At 40.7% G+C, this 21,171-nt stretch carries 16 protein-coding genes; 9 read left to right on the plus strand and 7 right to left on the minus strand.

Annotated elements, in window-relative coordinates; genetic code table 11:
• Positions 1 to 160 precede the first annotated feature (160 nt).
• Positions 161 to 811 (plus strand): outer membrane beta-barrel protein, encoded by a 651-nt coding sequence (locus tag QZT73_RS16885; protein ID WP_291789418.1) that lies wholly within the window; start codon positions 161 to 163, stop codon positions 809 to 811.
• 104 nt (positions 812 to 915) lie between these two features.
• Positions 916 to 1,548: a hypothetical protein gene (locus QZT73_RS16890; RefSeq protein WP_291780976.1), complete on the plus strand. Its 633-nt coding sequence runs from the start codon at positions 916 to 918 to the stop codon at positions 1,546 to 1,548.
• Between the two features lie 7 nt (positions 1,549 to 1,555).
• Here QZT73_RS16890 and QZT73_RS16895 read toward each other — a convergent pair whose 3' ends face one another.
• Complete coding sequence (locus tag QZT73_RS16895; RefSeq protein WP_291780973.1) at positions 1,556 to 2,608, minus strand: proline iminopeptidase-family hydrolase; 1,053 nt, start codon at positions 2,606 to 2,608, stop codon at positions 1,556 to 1,558.
• Between the two features lie 348 nt (positions 2,609 to 2,956).
• Between QZT73_RS16895 and QZT73_RS16900 the strand changes: the two genes are divergently transcribed.
• Entirely contained in the window at positions 2,957 to 4,372 is a 1,416-nt protein-coding gene (locus tag QZT73_RS16900) for a nucleoside hydrolase-like domain-containing protein (RefSeq protein ID WP_291789420.1), read from the plus strand.
• Between the two features lie 103 nt (positions 4,373 to 4,475).
• On the opposite strand, the gene QZT73_RS16905 is transcribed toward QZT73_RS16900, so the two are convergent.
• Complete coding sequence (locus QZT73_RS16905) at positions 4,476 to 5,921, minus strand: M48 family metalloprotease (RefSeq protein WP_291789422.1); 1,446 nt, start codon at positions 5,919 to 5,921, stop codon at positions 4,476 to 4,478.
• A gap of 296 nt (positions 5,922 to 6,217) precedes the next feature.
• On the opposite strand from QZT73_RS16905, the gene QZT73_RS16910 reads away from it, so the two are divergent.
• The 4 genes from QZT73_RS16910 (at position 6,218) to QZT73_RS16925 (ending at position 10,922) form a co-directional block, all read left to right on the plus strand.
• Positions 6,218 to 7,135 carry an alpha/beta hydrolase gene (locus QZT73_RS16910; RefSeq protein WP_291789424.1) on the plus strand — a complete coding sequence of 306 codons (918 nt, stop codon included), beginning with the start codon at positions 6,218 to 6,220 and terminating at the stop codon, positions 7,133 to 7,135.
• Between the two features lie 70 nt (positions 7,136 to 7,205).
• Positions 7,206 to 7,820 carry a DUF4230 domain-containing protein gene (locus QZT73_RS16915; protein ID WP_291785332.1) on the plus strand — a complete coding sequence of 205 codons (615 nt, stop codon included), beginning with the start codon at positions 7,206 to 7,208 and terminating at the stop codon, positions 7,818 to 7,820.
• A 6-nt stretch (positions 7,821 to 7,826) separates the two neighbouring features.
• Positions 7,827 to 9,278 (plus strand): arylsulfatase, encoded by a 1,452-nt coding sequence (locus QZT73_RS16920; RefSeq protein ID WP_291789426.1) that lies wholly within the window; start codon positions 7,827 to 7,829, stop codon positions 9,276 to 9,278.
• Between the two features lie 117 nt (positions 9,279 to 9,395).
• Entirely contained in the window at positions 9,396 to 10,922 is a 1,527-nt protein-coding gene (locus QZT73_RS16925; RefSeq protein ID WP_291785329.1) for a nucleoside hydrolase-like domain-containing protein, read from the plus strand.
• Here the strand turns inward: QZT73_RS16925 and QZT73_RS16930 are convergent, their stop codons facing one another.
• Complete coding sequence (locus QZT73_RS16930) at positions 10,923 to 12,257, minus strand: Gfo/Idh/MocA family oxidoreductase (protein WP_291789428.1); 1,335 nt, start codon at positions 12,255 to 12,257, stop codon at positions 10,923 to 10,925. It lies immediately after the preceding gene.
• Positions 12,258 to 12,350: 93 nt separating this feature from the next.
• On the opposite strand from QZT73_RS16930, the gene QZT73_RS16935 reads away from it, so the two are divergent.
• Positions 12,351 to 13,355 (plus strand): Gfo/Idh/MocA family oxidoreductase, encoded by a 1,005-nt coding sequence (locus QZT73_RS16935; RefSeq protein WP_291785325.1) that lies wholly within the window; start codon positions 12,351 to 12,353, stop codon positions 13,353 to 13,355.
• An 11-nt stretch (positions 13,356 to 13,366) separates the two neighbouring features.
• Here QZT73_RS16935 and QZT73_RS16940 read toward each other — a convergent pair whose 3' ends face one another.
• From QZT73_RS16940 to QZT73_RS16955, 4 genes are all read right to left on the minus strand, one after another.
• Complete coding sequence (locus QZT73_RS16940) at positions 13,367 to 14,764, minus strand: Fic family protein (protein WP_291785322.1); 1,398 nt, start codon at positions 14,762 to 14,764, stop codon at positions 13,367 to 13,369.
• A 117-nt stretch (positions 14,765 to 14,881) separates the two neighbouring features.
• Entirely contained in the window at positions 14,882 to 16,759 is a 1,878-nt protein-coding gene (locus QZT73_RS16945) for a 6-phosphogluconolactonase (protein WP_291789430.1), read from the minus strand.
• Positions 16,760 to 16,764: 5 nt separating this feature from the next.
• On the minus strand, positions 16,765 to 18,225 hold the full coding sequence (locus tag QZT73_RS16950) for a sodium:solute symporter family protein (RefSeq protein ID WP_291789431.1): 1,461 nt from the start codon (positions 18,223 to 18,225) through the stop codon (positions 16,765 to 16,767).
• A 14-nt stretch (positions 18,226 to 18,239) separates the two neighbouring features.
• Positions 18,240 to 19,592 carry a Gfo/Idh/MocA family oxidoreductase gene (locus QZT73_RS16955; RefSeq protein WP_291789432.1) on the minus strand — a complete coding sequence of 451 codons (1,353 nt, stop codon included), beginning with the start codon at positions 19,590 to 19,592 and terminating at the stop codon, positions 18,240 to 18,242.
• 283 nt (positions 19,593 to 19,875) lie between these two features.
• On the opposite strand from QZT73_RS16955, the gene QZT73_RS16960 reads away from it, so the two are divergent.
• Entirely contained in the window at positions 19,876 to 21,162 is a 1,287-nt protein-coding gene (locus QZT73_RS16960; protein ID WP_291789435.1) for a Gfo/Idh/MocA family oxidoreductase, read from the plus strand.
• Positions 21,163 to 21,171 lie beyond the last annotated feature (9 nt).

Genomic DNA, 21,171 nt, shown 5'->3' on the forward strand with positions numbered 1-21,171 from the left:
GAAGCCTTTATGATTTTTTAAAATAATAGTTTGTTATTTTGTATACTACACGTTTTTTGTTTAATTTAAGTACCCTGATCGATATAAATCTTTAATCTTTTTGTGTTATAGTATTAGTTTTAGTATATTGATCTTTTTAGTTCTCCAAATTGATACTTCTATGAGAATATTAAATATACTAGGCATCACATTTCTTATCTGTTTTTCAACTCATGCCCAAACCGAAAAAGGCCGATTCTTGGTTGGTGCGGGAACTAATCTAGGGATATCTGAGTCCTCCGGAATGATGAACCTTTCTTTTTCAAGGCAAAAAACTTTTATTGATGATGATCTTTCTAGTCAAACTAACAGCAATAATATATTTATAGCTCCAAAAGCAGGATACTTTATCGTTGATAATTTGGTTGCCGGACTGGATATGGCATTGGGTTGGGGGAGAGGAACGTCATCTATTGTTGGGCTTCCTGAAAATTTAGATTCGAAAAGCTCTCTTTTCGGTATAGGACCATTTGTACGGTATTATTTTCCAAGTGGGAAGATTTTGCCCTTTGCTGAGGTGAATACCCTTTTTGGCAGAAGGAGCATAGAAATCACTGGTGTAGTCGGTTCAGAAAGTCAATTAACGTTTACCAATATTGGTGGAGGTTTAGGTCTTGCATTTTTATTGGGAAATCGGAGCAGTATTGATCTGCTATTAAATTATAATGTTGATCGAAGTAACCTGGAATCAGAAGATTATATTGACCGTGGAAATACCTTAGGGATTAAGATAGGTTTTACCATGTTTCTTGGAAAAAATCCAGAAATATAAGATGTGCAGGATGCAGGGAAGTTAAATTCCTCCTACTGATTACCGACTTATTTTCCATAATTAGATCTAAAAAGATCTCAATCCACTACAAAAAATTATGTTTTATGAAAAAATTAAAAATTTTAAGTTTTTTCCTTTTGATCAGTTTTTCTGTTCATTCCCAAACTGAAAAAGGGAGAATGCTCCTCGGTGCGGGTACCCATATTGGATTTTCAAATGGTGTAGGAATGATGGATATGTATTTTTCCAATTCAACAAGAGAATTTGCTGATGGTTCTTCTGAAAAAAGCAGTTCTTATAACATCTTTTTTGCACCGAAGGTGGGCTATTTTTTGACCGATAATTTGGCAGCAGGAATCGATTTGGCCTTTGGATGGGGAAGTAGGGAAATATTTCTCAACGCTTTTGCTTTTGAGGCCAACAACTCTTTGTTTGGAGCAGGTCCTTTTGTTAGGTATTATTTACCAAAAGGAAAAATTCTTCCTTTTGCTGAGGTAAATTCTATTTTTGGCAACCAAAGAACAAGAACTGATATGGCTGGGGATACTGAAAGCAATACAGGTATCACCAATATTGGCGGAGGCTTGGGGCTTGCGCTGTTGTTGGGAGAGCGAAGCAGCTTTGATTTGCTATTGAATTACAGTTCCAATAGAGCGAATTTTGAATCTGATGGGTTCTACACAAGACAGAATACTATTGGAATAAAATTCGGTTACACCATTTTCCTTGGAAAATAAAAGGTTTTTAAAATTTCACCTGATCCACATCTTTCACAAAGCGGATCAAACCTTCAAAAAAGACCTTCTGGTCATCATATTGACTCAAATGGCTGCCATCCGGGCAGAAAAGGTAGCGGCCATTTTGCACTTCTGAAGCCATCCACTCCATATGTGCAGGATCCATCGTATCATGTCCGGCTCCTACCACTAGCGTTGGAACTTTTATGTTTTTAAGATCAGTCCTTCTGTCCCAACCTTTTAAAGTTGCTCCTGCTGTGATGCCAAATTCAGAATGTCCTTGCATGTACACATAAACATTAGGGTTGACATGCTTTAGGGAACGCATAACTGCTTCAGGCCACTCTTCCAAAGGCATCCTCAAGACATGGTACTGGTAATGGTGCTCGAGCAGTAATTCCTCATACCTTGGATTATCAAAGTCTTCATTTTCTTCGATTTCCATGATTTCCGCAAAAACTTCTGCGGGCATTTGTGGTCCCAATACTTCCTTGGCGTACTTTTCATATTCATCCAAACTTGCCATCATATTGGAAATCACAAGGCCTTTTAGTTTATCCTGGTGTGCCAATGCATACTCCATGGCCAGTATTCCACCCCAGGATTGTCCGTAAAGGAAAAAATTATCCTTATTGAGCCCCAAAGCTTTTCTCACCTGTTCCACTTCATCAACAAAACGTTCTATGGTCCATAAATCCTGGTCTTCAGGTTGGTCAGAATAGTAAGAACCCAGCTGATCATAGTAAATGTATTCGATTCCTTCTGATGGAAAATAGCCATCAAAACAGGAATACAGTTCGTGGGTCATCCCGGGTCCGCCGTGGAGGAGTAAAACTTTCATGGTAGGATTATTGCCCACCCTTTTGGTCCATACCTTAAATTCTCCTTTTGGAGTTTGGATAGGAATCATCCGGATACCCCCTTCAAATTGGTCGTCCCTATTGGAAAAATCGAAATATTCCGCAGTAACCTGGGATGTGCTGTTTTTTTCTTGAACCTGAGGTCCGCAGGAAATAAAGAAACTCAATAGTAGCGCAGGGAAGAGGCTGTATTTTTTCATTTGTTGTTGGTTCTGTACATTTTTTCAATTTAAAGAAAGAATATAAGGAATACAATAGGTTGATTAATGGAATATTTGGCTACATAAAAATTTCAAGTAGATAATTAGGTAGTTCTTTCCCGGTATTGAAAGTTAATACCATCCATTTCTTCAGGAGTCATCATCAATTTAATGATTCCATCTGCTTATAACATTCTTTTTTGAGCTGAAAAAATCGCTGTATCCTAAAAGATATCACTAATGTCCGTATTTCTGGGGCAAAAGTATGTAATATCGATTTATTGTTTGTTTAAAATATTTGCTTTACTTTTAAAACTAACGAATCCTCTATAATAATCAAGCAATCATATGAAAGCCCTTCTTATTTTCCCAGTTCTATTTATTGTCCTATTTACATCGGCACAAACCACTTTGGAATTTGAAGATCCTGTCAAACAACGTGTATTTGTACTCACCGACATTACCAATGAACCGGATGATCAGCAGTCTTTAGTTCGTTTTTTGGTCTATGCCAACGAATATGATATTGAAGGCATGGTAGCTACTACTTCTACCCATTTGAGAAATAATACAAGAAAGGATAAAATTGAAGAGTTGATCAAAAATTACGGAGAAGTAAAAGCCAATCTGGATAAGCATGGAGAAGGTTTTCCCAGCATGGAATATTTATTGAGTATCACTAAGGAACATTTGCCATTATACAGTATGGATGGAGTAGGGGAAGGGAAAGATTCATCTGGTTCGGAATTATTGATCCAAGCAGTGGATAAGGTAGACGAAAGACCCCTTTGGATATCTATTTGGGGAGGGGCTAATTGTTTGGCTCAAGCACTTTGGAAAGTTAAGAATACACGTTCTGAAGAGGAAATCAACAAATTCATAGATAAGATTAAAGTGTATTCCATATCTGATCAGGATTTTGCAGGACCTTGGGTCAGACATAATTTCCCTCAAATTTTTTATATCGTGGATGCCAGTGTTGGAGACAATTGGAGGGAATATTATAAAGCGACTTGGACAGGTATTGCTGGAGACAAGTGGTATAAGAATGGCCCTTTTTACCATTTTGAACTGGTGGACAATCCTTGGTTGATGGAAAATATCAGGGATAATCATGGACCTCTAGGTGCAAGTTATTTGCCGTCTGATTATATTATGGAAGGAGATACTCCCTCATTTTTTGGTCTGATACAAAATGGACTCGCCTGGTATAGAAGTCCCTCCTGGGGAGGTTGGGCAGGTCGGTATGAACTATTTAAATCTTATGGAGAAGAAGGGCCAATATGGACTTCCTCAGTTCATACTCAAGATGAAGTCATTTTGCCTGATGGAAGGATTGAAGCTTCAAATCAAGCAACTATTTGGCGATGGAGAAAGGCATATCAGCACGATTTTGCAGCAAGGATGGACTGGAATATAGCAGAATCTTTCAAGGATGCCAATCATAATCCGATCATTGTACTCAATGGAAATGAGGGGAAAGCTTTTGGAAAAGCCAAGGTGAAAGCTGGAGATTTTGTAAGACTTTCAGCAAAGGGTACTTATGACCCAGATGGTGATCAATTGAGGTACAAATGGTGGATCTATAAGGAAGCAGGTAATTTCAATGGTGATTTGGACTTTCATAACCCTTACGGAGAAGAATTGGTTTTTCAAATGCCTCAGTTGGGTTCAGGCCAGGAATTGCATCTCATTTTGGAAGTGGAAGACAGTGGTACGCCAAGTTTAACCAGTTATAGAAGGGTTATTCTAAGTCAACCCTGAAAATCGTAATATAGCCTGACTACTGTTGATTCCGTTGGTTCCAAAGGACGATAGGTTTTCTAGGATGCTTAGTATGGATTGGGTCTGTTTTGGTGGTGGCAAATTATTTTTCTATGACTTTGATCAAAGAGCCTTTTTCCACTTGATCTTGAAGGTACATGCCGTTGAGTAATGCTATTTGCTCAAATCTGTCCTCAGATGTTTTGAAATATTCCAAAGCTGCTTGTACCGTCATATCTTGGGGCACTGCTTTGATCCGAATCACATCCGCGGTTTTGTTCAGTTTATCAGCTTCTTTTAATTCCATAAATCCTTTTATGGATGTCAGGAAAGTGTTATGATGGTTTTGAAACCTTGAAATCTCAGCCACGCCCATCATTTGGTAAATGTAGTTCTCAAAATGGATAAAGGAAACTACTACCCTAAGGATGCTGTTTTCCTGATTTTGATGTGCAATAAGGGTTAATGAAGGAATACCATTAATTGGGGCATTTGATTGTTCTTTTAATTCCAGTTTGTATCGTTCAAGAAATGATTTTCCAGCCTCATTTAAAGTTTTCTCCGTATTGAGCGTCAGGATTAAAATGGCATCACCTTCTTTAGATGCCATTTGAACCTGTTGAGGGGTATTTTGAAAACTCCAATCTTTGGGAAGAGGGAAGCTGAATTTAAGAACAGGATGATAGAAAACTCCTTTTTCAACAAAGCCCTGTTTTGGATCCTCCCCATAGACCATGCCTTCTATCCTTCGGAGATAGGCATCTCTATTTATGGTGGGATTTTCGATTTGTAGCTTTCCCTTCCATTTGTCCGCAAGTTTACCAACATTAAGCTCTCTTTCTTCCGGTGAAGGGTGAGTAGATAAAAAATCGGGAATATCAGCAGATCCAGATCCTTCTTGTTGCCTTTTGAGCGTTTCAAAAAAGCCAGCCATCTCAGAGGCATCATAACCAATTTTGCTAGAATACTCCACCCCCAATTTATCTGATTGTCGTTCAGCGTCTCTCCCAAAGCTCAGCAATGCAAGTTGCATGCCTTGGGAAAGTGGTTCTACAAACTGACCCAATTCAGGTACCAGAATCACACCTGCAATGATACCAATCTGACCAAAGAGCATATTCCGTTGTTGAATGACAGAATGCCTTGCCGTAATATGTCCGATCTCATGCCCCAAAACACCTGCAAATTCCGCTTCATTGTTGAAGTGGGCCATGATTCCCCTTGTAAAGTAAACATAACCGCCCGGCAAGGCAAAGGCATTGATGACTGGGGAATCTACAATTTTGAATTCAAACGCAAGTTTTGGGCGATGGGAAATTGCAGCCATTTCCAGACCCGTTTCTGTAATGAATTGTTGAAGTGCAGGATCTTCGTACAAGCCAAAGTATGCTACTATTTCAGGATTGGCTTCTTTTCCCATGGCTATTTCCTGGGCTTGTGACATCAAAACCATTTGTTTTCTACCAGTTACTGGGTTGACCGCACAAGAAGAAATTAACATTAAGACAGTAATGATGCCAAGCGGAGCGCATATTGTTCTTGGTTTCATGGTAGAAAAATTTTAAGGCCGGATTAAATCTTGGCTACCTTTTAGCTTTTATAATATACGAAAAAATTACCTTGTATTTTAAAAAAGGGGTACTTATTATGGGGTTATTGAAAAATTGTTTCGGCTATTGTAAAAGGCTGGATTAGTTGTAAATCCAATAATAGGAATAATTTTGAAGCTTTTGACAGTCAGTATTTTATAATCAATGGATATCCATCTATAGGGATTTGAAGGTTTTTTTAAAAAACCTTCAAATCTTTTTTTGATTTTGGGAATTAGAGAGGCTAAATTAGATTATGAAAAATATTCTTATACTAACCTTAATGGTTTTTTTTGCCATACCTTCTTTTTCTCAAAAAGAAATGCCGCTATATAATAACCACCATGTGCCCAATTCCATTTCAGCACCTGATGAAGAACATGCCGAACTGGGAGAGGATGGTATTTTGAGAATAAGCAAAGTTAGTTTCCCTACTTTATCGGTGTATCTTCCTCCTAAAGAAAAGGCTACAGGTCAGGCAGTCATCATTTGTCCTGGCGGAGGCTATTGGATTTTGGCTGCAGGACATGAAGGAGCAGATGTAGCAGAGGAATTTGCTAAAAGAGGAGTTGCTGCTTTTGTTCTGAAATACCGCTTGCCCAGTGATGAAACTATGATTGACAAAACCATTGGGCCTTTGCAGGATGCCCAAAAAGCCATTCAAACGGTGAGAGAAAATGCAAAGGAATGGAATATCAATCCCGAAAAGGTGGGGATTTTGGGTTTCTCGGCAGGAGGACATTTGGCTTCAACAGCAGGAACGCATTTTCACCAAGCCCAAATCGATAATCCCAAAAAAACCAGTCTGAGACCGGATTTTATGGTTTTGGTTTATCCCGTGATAAGTTTTGATCCTGGGATAGGCCATAGTGGTTCTTCCAAAAACCTTTTAGGTGAAAATCCTTCACAGGAATTGTTGGACAAGTTTTCAAATGAAAAACAGGTAAATGCCGCAACTCCTCCAACTTATCTGGTTCATGCCAAAGATGACCGGGTAAGCATTCGAAATTCTTATGTATTCGAGGCAGTTTTGCAAGAAAAAGGAATTCATGTAAGTACTACCTATTTTGAATCCGGAGGGCATGGTTTTGGAATGGTTAATCCCCAATCAGAAATTATATGGATGGATGAAGTGGAAGCTTGGCTCAAAAAACACTTTACTAATCTTCCTTAAAATTTGATTTTTGGAAATTGGATGCCTTGTTATTTTTAACCATTTTAGCTGAAATAAGTATAATAACTTAATGAACAAATTCATCATAGGCTTCATTTTCGGGGCTTTAATATTCGTAGCTGCTTGGTTTTTTTTGGGTAAAAAAGAAAGCAAGGAAGAGCTGAAAGAGAGCTCAGCGCTCATTCAGGAACAGATCGAACAGGTAGGTAAACTGATTGTTACTGAAGGCTATTTCTCCCAGGTTTTTACCTTTAAGAATTCCCAAAACCTCTTCCTGAACATTTTGCGCTCTGATAAAAAAGCCCTTGTCGTCGCCAATGCCAAGGTTACTGTAGAATATGATTTAAGGCAACTGGAAACTGAATTGGATTTAGAGAATAAAACAGTCATCCTAAAAAGGATTCCCGACCCGGTAATCAATATTTATCCCGATATAGAGTATTATGACGTCACACAAGATTACTTCAATAAGTTTGGTGCAGCGGATTACAACAAGATAAGAAGTACTGTCAATGACAGGATTAGGGAAAAGGTCAATCAGTCCAATCTCATGGAAAACAGCAGAGAAAGGTTATTGGCAGAATTAGCCAATCTATTCGTCCTGACCAAATCCTTAGGATGGACCTTGAAATATGAGGAGATGATCATTGAAACTGAGGAGCAATTGGAGATCCTTAGAAAATAAGAAATTATGAGACTTAAAATTTGGATAATCATTCTTTCAGTATTGACTTTTTTGGCTTCCTGTCAGTCAAAAGAAAAAGCAGAAGTACTTATTCAACCCAACGTGATTTTTATCCTAGCAGATGACTTGGGGTACGGCGATTTGGGGTTTTTGGGACAAGAAATCATCGAAACCCCACATTTGGACAAGTTGGCTGCTGAAGGCATGTTTTTTTCCAATCACTATTCAGGAGCAACAGTCTGTGCACCTTCAAGGTCCGCACTGATGACAGGGTTGCATACAGGTCATACACCTGTCCGAGGGAATTTTGAGATGCAACCTGAAGGGCAGTACCCTTTACCGGATTCTTTATTGACTATACCCAAACTTTTTAAAAATGCGGGCTATGCCACTGGAGCTTATGGGAAATGGGGATTGGGATTTATTGGAACAGAAGGGGATCCAAATCACCAGGGCATTGATCAGTTTTTTGGATACAACTGTCAGCGTATTGCTCATCGTTACTATCCGGAATATTTATGGGAAAACGAAAATAAAGTATTTCTTCCTGGCAATGATTGGTCACAAAAAAGTATCTATGCCCCGGAAGTCATTCACCAAGAATCGCTGAAGTTTATTGAAGAAAATGCCGAATATCCATTTTTCATGTTTGTTCCTACAGTCATGCCACATGCTGAATTGGCTGCTCCTGATGGGAAATTATTGGATTATTATAGAAAGAAAATTGGAGAGGAGGAGCCTCATTTGGCAAGAGCTGGATCAGATTATGGTGATGAAGCATTCAATATACCTGGTTACCAATCCAATGCTTATCCTAAAGCAAGCTATGCTGCCATGGTGGCCTTATTGGATAGTCAGGTAGGTGAAATCCTTGCCAAGCTTGATGAGTTAGGGCTAACTGATAGTACCATTATCATTTTTACATCAGACAATGGACCTCATTTGGAAGGCGGAAATGATGCCGATTTCTTCAATAGTAATGGAGTTTTTAGAGGCTATAAAAGAGACTTGTATGAAGGTGGAATTCGGGTGCCTATGATTATCAAATGGCCAGGTGTCATTGAGCCTGGGACTAAATCAGCGCATGTATCTGCTTTTTGGGATTTCTTGCCAACATTTGCGGATTTATTGGGAAAAGAGATCCCTGATTTTTTAGATGGGATAAGCCTGTTACCTTCCATAATGGGAGACGCGAATCAAAAAAAACACGATTACCTCTATTGGGAGTTCCATGAACTAGGCGGAAGACAGGCTATTCGGAAAGAGGATTGGAAGGCTGTAAAGTACGGTGTAAAAAATAACCCTGATGAAGCAATTGAATTATTCAATCTTAAGGATGACCCTTCTGAATCTTGGGATATAGCAGACCAACATCCGGAATTGGTAAAGGAAATGCAGCAACTTTTTGAAAAAGCAAGGACTGTCAATCCTGTTTTCAAATTCTTCCCTGAAGAATGATACCTACCAAAGAAATTGGGTTGCTTTGCCATTTGTCAAAAATTTCAGGAAGAAAAGCACCTATTGTGGATTTATAGGGATTGATGCTTAATTTAATGACATCAAATCTCTTGTAAAATGAAAAGCCTCATCCAATTTCTCTTATCATCCATCCTGTTAATGCTATTTTTTGCTTGTGGTAATCAACCTTCCCAAAAAGAAAAAGAAGAAAAACAAAGGTTCCGTACCATAGTAACCACGGACGGTGAAGTAGATGATGTAGACTCCTTTATCAGGATGCTGCTTTACGTCAATGAGTTTGATGTTGAAGGTTTGGTTTACAGCAGTTCACAATGGCACTATAAAGGAGATGATGAGGGTACATTGTTTATTTCCGAAATGCCCAATACAGCGGAAAGGTATGGGGAGCGTACAGAACTGCGCTGGCCAGGGACCACTTGGATGCAGGAACTGATTGACAAGTATGCAGAGGTTTATCCCAATCTTCAATTACATGCGGATGGATATCCCAGTCCAGATAAACTTCTGAGCTTGGTGAAAGTGGGAAATATTGATTTTGAAGGAGAAATGGAAAAGGATACTGAAGGGTCGGACTGGATCAAAAAGGTTTTACTTGATGATGATCCAAGGCCTGTTTACCTTCAGGTTTGGGGAGGAACCAATACGATTGCCAGGGCTTTGAAGTCCATTCAGGAGCAATATGAAAGTACTTCAGATTGGGAGAAGGTTTACCGAAAGGTCTCTGAAAAAGCCATCATCTATACTGTTTTGGATCAAGATGCCACGTATAATAAGTATATCGCTCCAAATTGGCCGGATGTTAAGGTTATTTACAATTCTGATCAGTTTTGGTGTTTTGCATATCCATGGCCTAGAAGGGTACCTGAACCTTTGCAGTATTACCTTTCAGGAGAATTTTTCAAGGAACACATTTTATTTGAGAGAGGCCCACTGATGGCCGTCTATTATACTTGGGGAGATGGTCGACAGATTGACAATGACCCAGAGCATGACCATGGGGATTTGGAGGTCATGTCCAAATCCGGAAGAAGTCAATATGATTTTATCTCAGAAGGGGACTCACCGGCTTATTTCTATTTATTGGATGTGGGATTAAGAAGCCATGAAAATCCAAGTTACGGAGGTTGGGGTGGTAGATTCATTCAATCTGAGGAAAAGTCAAGCCGTTGGGAAGATGGACCACATGTAGCAGACTTTAATCCTTACACCCAACAAGATGATCCCACTTTCCCACAAACCCGCTGGATCAAAGAGATTCAACATGATTTTGCAGCGAGAGCGGCTTGGTGTGTGAAGCGTTTTAATGAAGCCAATCACTCCCCGGAAGTTTGGTTGGAACATCCTATGGACCTGAATGCCAAAATAGGTGATAGGGTAGTCCTCAGAGGAGGAGCGAAGGACCCTGATGGCGACCGATTGAGTTATCTTTGGTGGCAATACCTGGAGCCTGGAACCCTCAATGTCTATGTGCAGATTCAAGACGCATCCAAACCCGAAGCCTCTTTTGTTGTTCCAGATGAAGCCGAAATCGGAGATAAAATCCACCTTATTTTGGAAGTGGAAGATGATGGATATCCTACCATGACCAGGTATCAGCGGGTGATTGTGACCGTGATTTCCTAGTTATTTGGGGATTTTAGGAATTTCCCATGGGGAGCGATAAGTGGGCAAAATGAAGTCATTGGCCTGTTTATTGTTTTTGAATGCTTGCTTTTGATCATCCCACTCCAAAACACTTTCCCCAATCCTTCCTGAGATATTGGGTATATGTGCATATAGGGCTGCAATTCTGCCGGTTTCAGGTGGGCATATAGGCTCGGTTCTTGATTTGATGCAATCCACAAAATTCTCTACATGTAGGTTGTGGGACTCTTTTCCCTCATTAAAGGATAATGGATCAATTTTGAATTCTTTCTTGTCATTGTCCCATTCCGGAAAAATCTCAAAACTTCTGCGGTCAGCTACTATGGTAGCTTCTTCACCAATAAAAGCTACGCCATAAGGCTTACCATAAGGGCCCTGTTGTATACCTCCCAGCATGTCCCACTGTATCGTAAATTCTTCATGAGGATACAATACGGCCATGCTATCGAAAGTTTCTCTGTTCCGTATATCACTTGAAGTATTAGAAGCTTGTGTAATTACCTTTCCTGGAGCCTTGGGATTATTCATTGCCCAAATTCCCATATCCAACAGATGCACACCCCAATCGGACATCAAACCACCCCCATAATCCCAAAAATGCCTCCAACTTCCATGAAAGCGATTCCTGTTAAATGGCCTCTTCGGAGCAGGCCCTAACCAAAAATCATAGTCAACGCCTTGGGGAATTTCAGCATCTTCGGCAGGCATTGCCCCTGTTCCATAATTGAAATTGGACCAAATATTTACCTTTCTGATTTTTCCGATATGTCCTTCTTTAATTAGGCGGATGGGCTCATTAAACGTATATCCGCTTCTTTGCTGCTGTCCAACTTGCACCACCCTGGTATAATATTTGGCAGCATCCACCATAATTTGGCATTCGCCTATGCTATTGGACAAAGGCTTCTCTACGTAAACATCTTTACCAGCCTGACATGCATAGACCATTTGTAGACAATGCCAATGGTCTGGTGTGCCAATGATCACAGCATCAATATCCTTATTCTCCAATAATTTTCTAAAATCAGTGTATCGTTTGGGCTGCTGCCCATAGGAATCTTTAATTTCTTTGGACCTTCTCTCCAATACATTTTGATCCACATCACAAATGGCAGCACAGTTTACACCTGGAATATTGAGATGGTGCCTCAAAATACTAAAACCATGACCATTGCATCCAATCAAAGCAACGTTTACTTGATCACTTGGTGGAATTTTTTTGTTCCAAGCAAAACTTGACTCTAAAGTTAATGCCCCTATTCCTAATGTGGAAAGGGTAGTTTGCCGGATGAATTTTCTTCTTGAAGATCTCATGGTTCAGATATTGGTTTTTTGGGTTAGATTGGGTATAAAGAATAAATTTAACTAGATTAAGCAGGATATCCTGTTAAAACATTACTTAATTTCATGAAAGAACACCCATCAAATAATAGAAGGGGATTTATCAAAATTGCCTCCCTAACCACTTTAGGGTTAAGTCTTCTTGGAGGGCAAAATCTATTAATTGCCTCAGAAGAGATTGGTAAAAGAGTAGGAATTATCGGTTTGGACACTTCTCATAGCATAGCATTCACCAAAGTATTGAATGGGCACCGGCATTCGGGGGAATATTTAGGTTATCATGTAGTGGCTGCCTATCCTTATGGAAGCAGAGATATCCCCTCCAGCATGGACCGGATTCCCGGATATACAGAGGAAATCCAAAAAATGGGAGTTAGGATTATGGGGTCAATTACTGAATTGCTGGAGCATGTAGATGTGGTTTTATTGGAGACCAATGATGGGAAATTACACCTGGAGCAGGCTTTGGAGGTTTTCAAATCTGGTAAAAGGATGTTTATAGATAAACCCATCACCGCTTCTTATTCGGATGCTGTTAAAATTTTTAAGGCTGCAGAAGAATATGGAATTCCAACATTTTCATCTTCATCATTACGCTACGTAAAAGGGATAGAGGCAATTGATAAGGATAAAGTTGTTGGTGCTTATGCTTTTAGTCCTGCGGAAATCGAACCTTCACATCCGGATTTATTCTGGTATGGAATTCATGGAGTGGAGACTTTATATACGGTCATGGGAACGGGTTGTGAATCCTTGGTTCGGATCAGTACAGAAAATACCGATGTTGTGGTAGGGACCTGGAAAGATGGTAGAATAGGAACTTTTCGGGGTAGCCGTTCAGGTGTGCATGATTATGGAGGCACTGTTTTTACCACCGAAAAAAATGTGGTTTTGGGTCCTTACTCCGGCTATGAACCTTTATTGCTAGAAATTGTAAAATACTTCGAAACAGGTATTGTTCCTGTTCAGCCTGAGGAGACACTCGAGATCCTGGCCTTTATGGAAGCGGCAGATGAAAGCAAAAGGCTGAATGGAAAAAGAGTGTTTTTGGATGAAATAATTAAAGAATAAAGGTCAAGGAATTAAGTCTTCCTTGACCAATTTTCTTTCCATGTCCTGAACTCGGAAAGAGAAACTTTGAACCTTGCAAAATTACCCTCATTAAGGGCAAGTAGATCAACTTCCACCATTTCCCTGAATCTATCACGGTCCTCTTTTTGAAGGTTTTTGACTGCAGACTGAATGAGGTTAGCCCCTTCTTTTGGGCTAAGGTTTCCGGAAACAATCTTCATGATCAGTTTTTTGATATCATCCCGATACTTGGTTCTAAAGGGATCAGGTTCACTGATGGTTTGCCTGATGGCAGCATAGCGAATAGCTGATTTTTCGTAAGCCCACATAAATACATCCTTCAACAATTCAACTTGATTCAATTCATACACACCGAGAATCCCCTGAGTATAAGCCTTATTAGGAACTTCCACAAAGGAAATCGGGGAAAGGTTGTTTTTGATCAAGGGTATATTGGCAGCCAACCTGGAAGTCCTCTTATTGACATCATCAAACGGCTGCAAATAGGGTAGATGGACCATCATAAAGAATGCCTGTTCAAAAGGATTTCTGATTTCCATAACTTTTTTCAGAATTAGCTCAAATTGCGCAGCTATCAATTGGGGGATGGATAGTGGCGTGTAAGCCGACTGGAAGATACCAACCGGCATAGATCGTAACCTTCCCAATGATGCTTGTTCTTTCATGAGATTTTCTGCAAGTAGGGCATGAAGGTTCAATAAGATATAAGGCTTAAAGTCCAACTCTTCTCCTAAATCCACCAAAAACTCAATGGCATCTTTGTGGTTTATGATCATTTGCGCCTCTTCTAAGGACTTGCCGTCAGCAGATTCACCCAATTCAAGCAACCTCTGGGTGTCCAATAAAGAATAAGTGTTCCCTTCCAACCTGCTTGAGTTCCATGAAAGGTCAATCAACAGTCGATTGAATATTTCTCTGGCATGCGTACCTGCAGGCTGATTCTGAATATTGGTATATCCCAGTAAAGTCAGCTTATGGATGTCTGCATCTGAAAGGTAAGCGTCAATATTGGGTCTATAAAAGTTTAAAAACTCCATATTGTAACCAACTTTCTTCCTATCCGAGAGGGGATTTGAAAGGTAAGAAATGATTTTTTCCCCTACTTTGGAAAATGAAAAACCTTCTTTTTTGGGTCGGATCAACTTTTCCTGTTCACTTTCTCTGACCAGATGATCTGAATAAGATAAATGATATCTAGTGGATTTTGACCCTCCAGAAGTGAAAATAATCCCCTTTTCTTTGAGTTTTTTAAGCCTACGCTGTAAGGTCCTCAGCTCTAGATCTAGTCCGCTACCACTCATGATGTCCTCAATGGAGGCACCGTATGTGTTTTTTGCTATTACTTTTTGGATAGCTGAAAGCTCATGTTTAGTGGTAGGATTAATCATTGTCGTAAATAGTTTATTAACGACAAAATTACGTCATGATTTCTATTATAAAAATTTTAACGACACTTTTTTCAATTCACGACAAATGTAGAACTTCTTAAATCCAAGGAAAGCTACTTATGTGTTTGTCACAATTTGTTCCCCCTGTTTGAAGACTTTGTCAATTTTGATGGATGTTCCGTTTTCCAATCTGAATATCAGCCAATCACTCTGTGATTCTAAGCCGGCAAAAAACAAGGGAACTTCTGATGCCATCCTCCAGGCCTCGGGAAGTTCAAGAAGGTCTTCCTTTACAAGAAATTCGATTCCTTGCATTAAACTTTTTGCGGCACCAGCCAAAAGTCCATTTCCATACTTCATGGCTAAGCGGCCATTTTCTTCCAAAATGATTTCATCTCCAATCGGGCTTTCGTATACGCCAGGTTCCATGCCAAAGAATTTGGTACTATCACTGATCAAAAAAGCTTTTTCCCCTTTGACTTTTAGGACAACTTTCAAAAAGGATGGATCCAAATGAAAGCCATCAGCGATCAGACTGGCATACAATTCATCATGGGCCAATTGATCCCATAAGATGTTGGGATGACGGGGAAGCATCAGAGGTGCTGCATTTCCCAGATGCGTGGAGAGCGTGGCACCGGCCTCGGTAGCCCGCGCTATATCTTGGGAAGAGGAATTTGAATGTCCGATAGCAACAAGAATGTTTCCCTTTACGCATCTTTGAATCAATTCCTTGGCACCTTTCAGTTCTGGGGCTAAAGTGATTAGTTTGATGCGACCACCACTTGCTTTTTGGAATTTTTCCACCAATTCCCAAGAGGGTTTTTGTATGTGCTTTTCTGGATGGGCTCCTTTGGCCCCTTCTATGGAAGAGATAAATGGCCCTTCCAAATGAATGCCTAAAATACAGGAATTGACCAATGCATCATTTTGGCAGGCCTGATCTATTGTGATCAGATTTTCTGTTATAATTTGAGGGTCGTTGGTAATCAAAGTGGGAAAGAATCCCGTCACTCCTTTATCCAATAAGGATTTGACAGACTTTCGGATAGCTTTCAAACCAAGCCCGCTTTCATTGAAATCTATGCCTGCTATGCCATTAACCTGTAAGTCTATGAGTCCTTTTCCGCAAAATGGAATTTGAGGATGTACATTCTCGGGAATATTGACAGAGGTTGGCCGTATCCCGTGCTCATCAACACAAATGCAAAGATTTCTTGTGAGGATATCCATAGCGAATAGAGCATCTTGTGGTATCAAAGGATTGAGTTGGGGAAGGGCATCTTGGTCTGTAAACAAATGGCAGTTCCAATGCCCCCTCAAAATTGAAGCCGGGCAATTTTCATCAATTTGACCGTAAAGTGTTTGGTGCACTGCCTTTCTTTTCTGAGCAGTCGGAACTACACAACAAATCATATCAGCATTCAATAAGGCTGGTACTGTCAAAGTAATGGCATGGGTGGGTACTTTGGCCAGGTTTTCAAAACACCCATCATTTACCTGTTGCTGCCTGCAAACCTCATCCAGTTCCACCATCTTGAGCAATTTATCATCATTAAAATCGGCTACAGGAGGGTCATTGAAGGCGATATGCCCATTTTCACCGATGCCCATGCATACAATATCTATTTGTTTTTCATTCAAAAGGGCGGCATACCTTTCACATTCTTTTTCAATGGAATTATTCCCATCAATTAGGTGGATCTGCTTCAAAGGGATATTGTCGAACAATGTAGCTTTCAAAAAATGAGAGAATAAAGCGGGGTGGGAAGGTTCGAGCTCCAGATATTCATCCATATGAAATGCCACCACCTTTTCCCAAGGGATAAGGGAGGAATTCCTGAGATAGCTCAAAAATTCATTTTGAGAGGGTGCAGCGGCAAAGACTATCCGGATTTCATCTTGTTTCCCGGCGAGTTCTATAATTTTCTTTTCAACCCAGCTTCCAGCAGCTTTCCCCATTTCCGCTCTAGTTTGGTGGACCTGTACCTGCATGAATTTTAATTTTGATACAATTGAGAATACATCTTGCCTACTTTTTTCGGGATATCAGTCGAGGAAAATAAGCCAACCGTCACATATATAACAAATGAAACCATCAAAGGCAGACTTACCTGAAAAGCGAGGCTGTTGATTTCAATATTTTTTGTAAAGATAAATGCCAAAAAGCCTGCCAGAATAGAAGAAATCGCGGCCGACGCTCCACATCTTTGAAACGCCGGAATCAAACCCAAAAGCAAAGGAATGGCGATAGGTCCTACCAAGGCTCCAAACCAGGAGATGATCAAGCCCAATACTCCTCCAAAATATTCATATTGCAATGCTACCAGAATTGTCATAGAGGTGAATAGAAATGTGACAGTTCTGGCTATCTTCAAGGAGTTTGAATGGATTTTTCGTGAAAGGTTTGGAAGTATATCCCGGCTGATTACAGCTGCAATGGTATTGATGTCAGAGGAAGTCATAGACATGGTATTGGCAAAGAGGGAAGCGATGACCAAGCCTACCAATCCAGAAGGTAGAAGCAGTAAAGTGAGTTCCCCGTAGGATTGGCTTGGGTCTGCCAAATCCGGAAGTAAAACAGGTGCTGCCCACATGGGGAAGAACAGAATCAAAGGCCAAATCAAATAAAGCCATCCTGATAATTTAGCAGCTTTCACCACTTGTTTTTCAGAAGGGCTTGAAATATATCGGGTGGCAAGGTTCCATTGTCCGCCATTGTATGATAAAAAATTGATAAATAGGAAAGCTATGGCAAAACCAACGGTATACGGTTCGTGGAAAACTTGACTATTCCCTTCAGGAAGTTGCTGCCAAAGGCCTGAAAGGGTAGATAGGCCATCAAGATGCAATAGGACAGCGATAAACATCACCACTCCTGCCAATAGCTGAACAATAAACTGTGCAAAATCCGTGATAACTACAGCCCAAAGTCCTCCAAAGGTGATATAGAGTAATGAGATTCCTCCAGAAACCAAAATGCCAACTTGCAAACTGATCCCCGTAAATACATTTAATAAAATAGCAATGGATGCCCATTTCGCACCGATATCAAATAATTTGAGCAATACACCCGACCAGGCTATCAATTGTTGGGTGAAAAGATTGTACCTGATTTTTAAAAATTCTAAAGGGGATTGGATATGGAAAACCTTTCTCAATTTCATCCAAAGTACGGGAAATCTTTTGGCACTGACGAGAATACCGATCCCAATGGTGAAAGCCCACCAAAAATAAATCGAAATGCCGTGCGTATAAGCCAAAGCTGCATAGGCCACAAATACTGCCCCACTGTATCCTGAGACATGGTGAGAAATACCCGATAGCCACCAGGGAAGATTTCCCCCTGCCACGAAATAGTCTTCAGAGTTTTTATTCCTGAAATAGGCATAGATACCAATAGCCAACATCAGCAAGAAAAAAAGGCCAATGATAATCAGGTCAAAAGGACTTAGTTTCATGGTTTATTGGATTGTTAGACAATAGGTTCCCATCCTGGTTGATACTCCCTTGACCAGTGTTGCTGGGCCTCAGGGTTGTTAAGAATATGACCTGTTTTGGAATCTATCTCCAATGATTGACCTACTCGCTGTGCGATATTTCCCAATTGCACCAAAAGGGTGCTGGTCTGTCCTCCGTAAATATCTGCGGCCAATGGTGTTCCTTTTCGGATGGCATCAAACATATTTTGGATGTGGATACCGTCCAGTTCATGGGTTGGATCCGAAAGGTTTCTGGGGTCAACAGGTCTATCGTATTTTACTTCTTTGACCACTTTATTTTGACGGTCCAAAATGCTATAATTATTCCCGCCGTCAATTTTTATGGCACCTTCTTCACCGTAAAAAATTACCCCCACGCTGGAGCCTTCCACATTCAGCCCATTGCAGCTTCTCCCTTCCCAGGTGATCAGGCTATTGTTTTCAAACTCTAGGTTGATAATCTGTGTGTCGGGTGTTTCCCAATCATCCTGATAGTGGTACCGTCCTCCGGCAGAACTCACTTTATTTGGGTAATCTACCTGCAAACCCCAACGGGCCAGATCCACCATATGGGTGCCATTGTTCAATGCCTCTCCTGTGCCCCAGTTCCAGAACCAATGCCAATTGTAATGGATGATATTGTCCCGGTAATCCTCTCTTGGCGCTGGACCTTGCCACAAGTCATAATCCAGGTGTTGTGGTACAGGTACTTTTTTTCCGATACCAATGGGTGCCCGGTTGTTGCTATACCAGGTTTTGGCCATATAGGGTCTGCCGATAACCCCTGCATGCAGCGCTTTGATGGCTTCAACCACATGGGGCCAGGACCTTCGCTGATTTCCCATTTGTATCACTCTTTTATATTTGGAAGTGGCCTGAAGCAATAATTCCCCTTCATGCGGATTATGGCTGGCAGGTTTTTCTAAATACACATCTTTACCCGCCTTGCAGGCTAAAATTGCTGCCGGTGCATGCCAATGGTCTGGCGCCGCAACCACCAAAACATCCAGGTCTTTATCTTCCAGACTTTTTCTGAAATCAGGTGTATATTTTGGTCTATTTTGCTGAATATCGGAAACGGCCTCAATGCATTTTTCTGCAGCATGTTTGTCTACCTCGCAGATATGGAGTACTTCTGCATTAGGCTGCGAAGCAAAGTTCAAAGCCAAGGCCATTCCCCTGCTATTTACACCCATGACCGCTACTTTAATGCGCTCATTGGAACCTAAAATGTTGCGGTAGCTTTTTGCACTAAAGGCGGGCAAGGCGCCTCCAATGCTGATTGCAGCTGAGGCAGTCAAGGATTTCTTGATGAATCCTCTTCTGGTGTCTTTTGGATTTTTCATGATGCTTGGAAAACTTGTCAATCTAAGTCAGGAGAATGATTAGGACATGTTAATTCTTGAATATATTAATTTGTTGAATTGAAAGATGAAAAATTTTGTTAATCGGGTTTATGTTGATTTAAAAATTCGGATTTGTGATTGTTTTTTAGAATTTCTCCTTTTGTGTAATTCATTTTTGATTTCCTTCTTTCAAGCCTTAAATTTCTATGGGATGATTAAGTCAGTTACATGCTCCTTTGATTCCCCAAGTCAAGAGACAAAAAGGTGTTAAATTAATCCCCTTATGAAACAAAGAAGAAACTTCCTGAAATCGACTGGTACGGCCATAGTTGGCACGGCTTTGTTGCCTTTGACATTTTCGTTTCAACCTGCCCATGCCTCCATAAATAAAGTTTTGAAAGTAGGTCTTATTGGTTGTGGTGGCCGTGGGACAGGTGCGGCAGCACAGGCTTTAAAAGCTGATTCTGATGCCATATTGACCTGTATGGCGGATATTTTTCCTGATTACTTGGAGGAATCTTACAATAACCTCATGATGGTCAACCCAAATCAGGTCAAAGTAGATAAGGCCCATCAGTTTATAGGTTTTGATGCTTACAGGAAGGTCTTGGATTCGGATGTGGATGTGGTCATATTGACTACACCTCCGGCCTTTAGACCCCAGCATTTTGTTGAAGCGGTAGCTGCGGGGAAGCATGTATTCTGTGAGAAACCAGTTGCGGTAGATGCGCCAGGTGTCCGGGCTGTATTGGCAGCAGCCAAAATAGCCAAGGAAAAAGGATTGTCTGTGGTTTCAGGTTTTACTTTTCGCTATGATTTTCCCAAAAGAGCTCTTTTTGAAAAAATCACCCAAGGAGATATCGGGGAGGTCAGGTCTATTCTGACGGTAAGAAACGGTGGAGGGCTTTGGTATAAAGAAAGAAAGCCCAACTGGACAGAAATGGAATACCAATTGAGAAATTGGTATTACTATGATTGGTTGTCGGGAGATTATATTGTAGAAATGATGGTTCATAGCCTAGATTTGATGTCTTGGGCACTCGGAGGACAATTACCGGTCAGGGTTACCGGGACTGGTGGCAGACAATCAAGGACAGATACCAAGTGGGGAAATATTTACGATCATTTCGCCATTGAATATGAATACCCCAATGGGGTTAAAGGGGTGCATTTTAGCAGGCAGCAGCAGGGCAGTTCGAATACCAACCGGGCAGAGATTGTGGGAAGAGAAGGGGATGCACATATTGATATCGGCAGGCAAGCACATGTTATTAGCAGTCGGAATCCCTGGAGTTATGAGAGAGAAAAAAACAATCCCTACGAAACACAGCATGAGGAATTGTTTGCCGCAATCCGGGCCGATAAACCGATCAATGAGGGGGAGTTGATGGCCAATAGTACCATGCTTGCCATCATAGGGAGAATGGCGGCCTACAGTGGACAGACAATTTCTTGGGAGGATGCTATGAGGTCTAATCTGACTCTAGGACCAAAGATGGAAGATTACGATTGGAATCTGGTTTGGCCTGTGCCCCCTGTAGCAGTTCCGGGAGTCACAAAAGTTTTGTAATGATGTTTA

Source organism: Cecembia sp. (genome assembly GCF_007126775.1).
Lineage (GTDB): Bacteria > Bacteroidota > Bacteroidia > Cytophagales > Cyclobacteriaceae > Cecembia.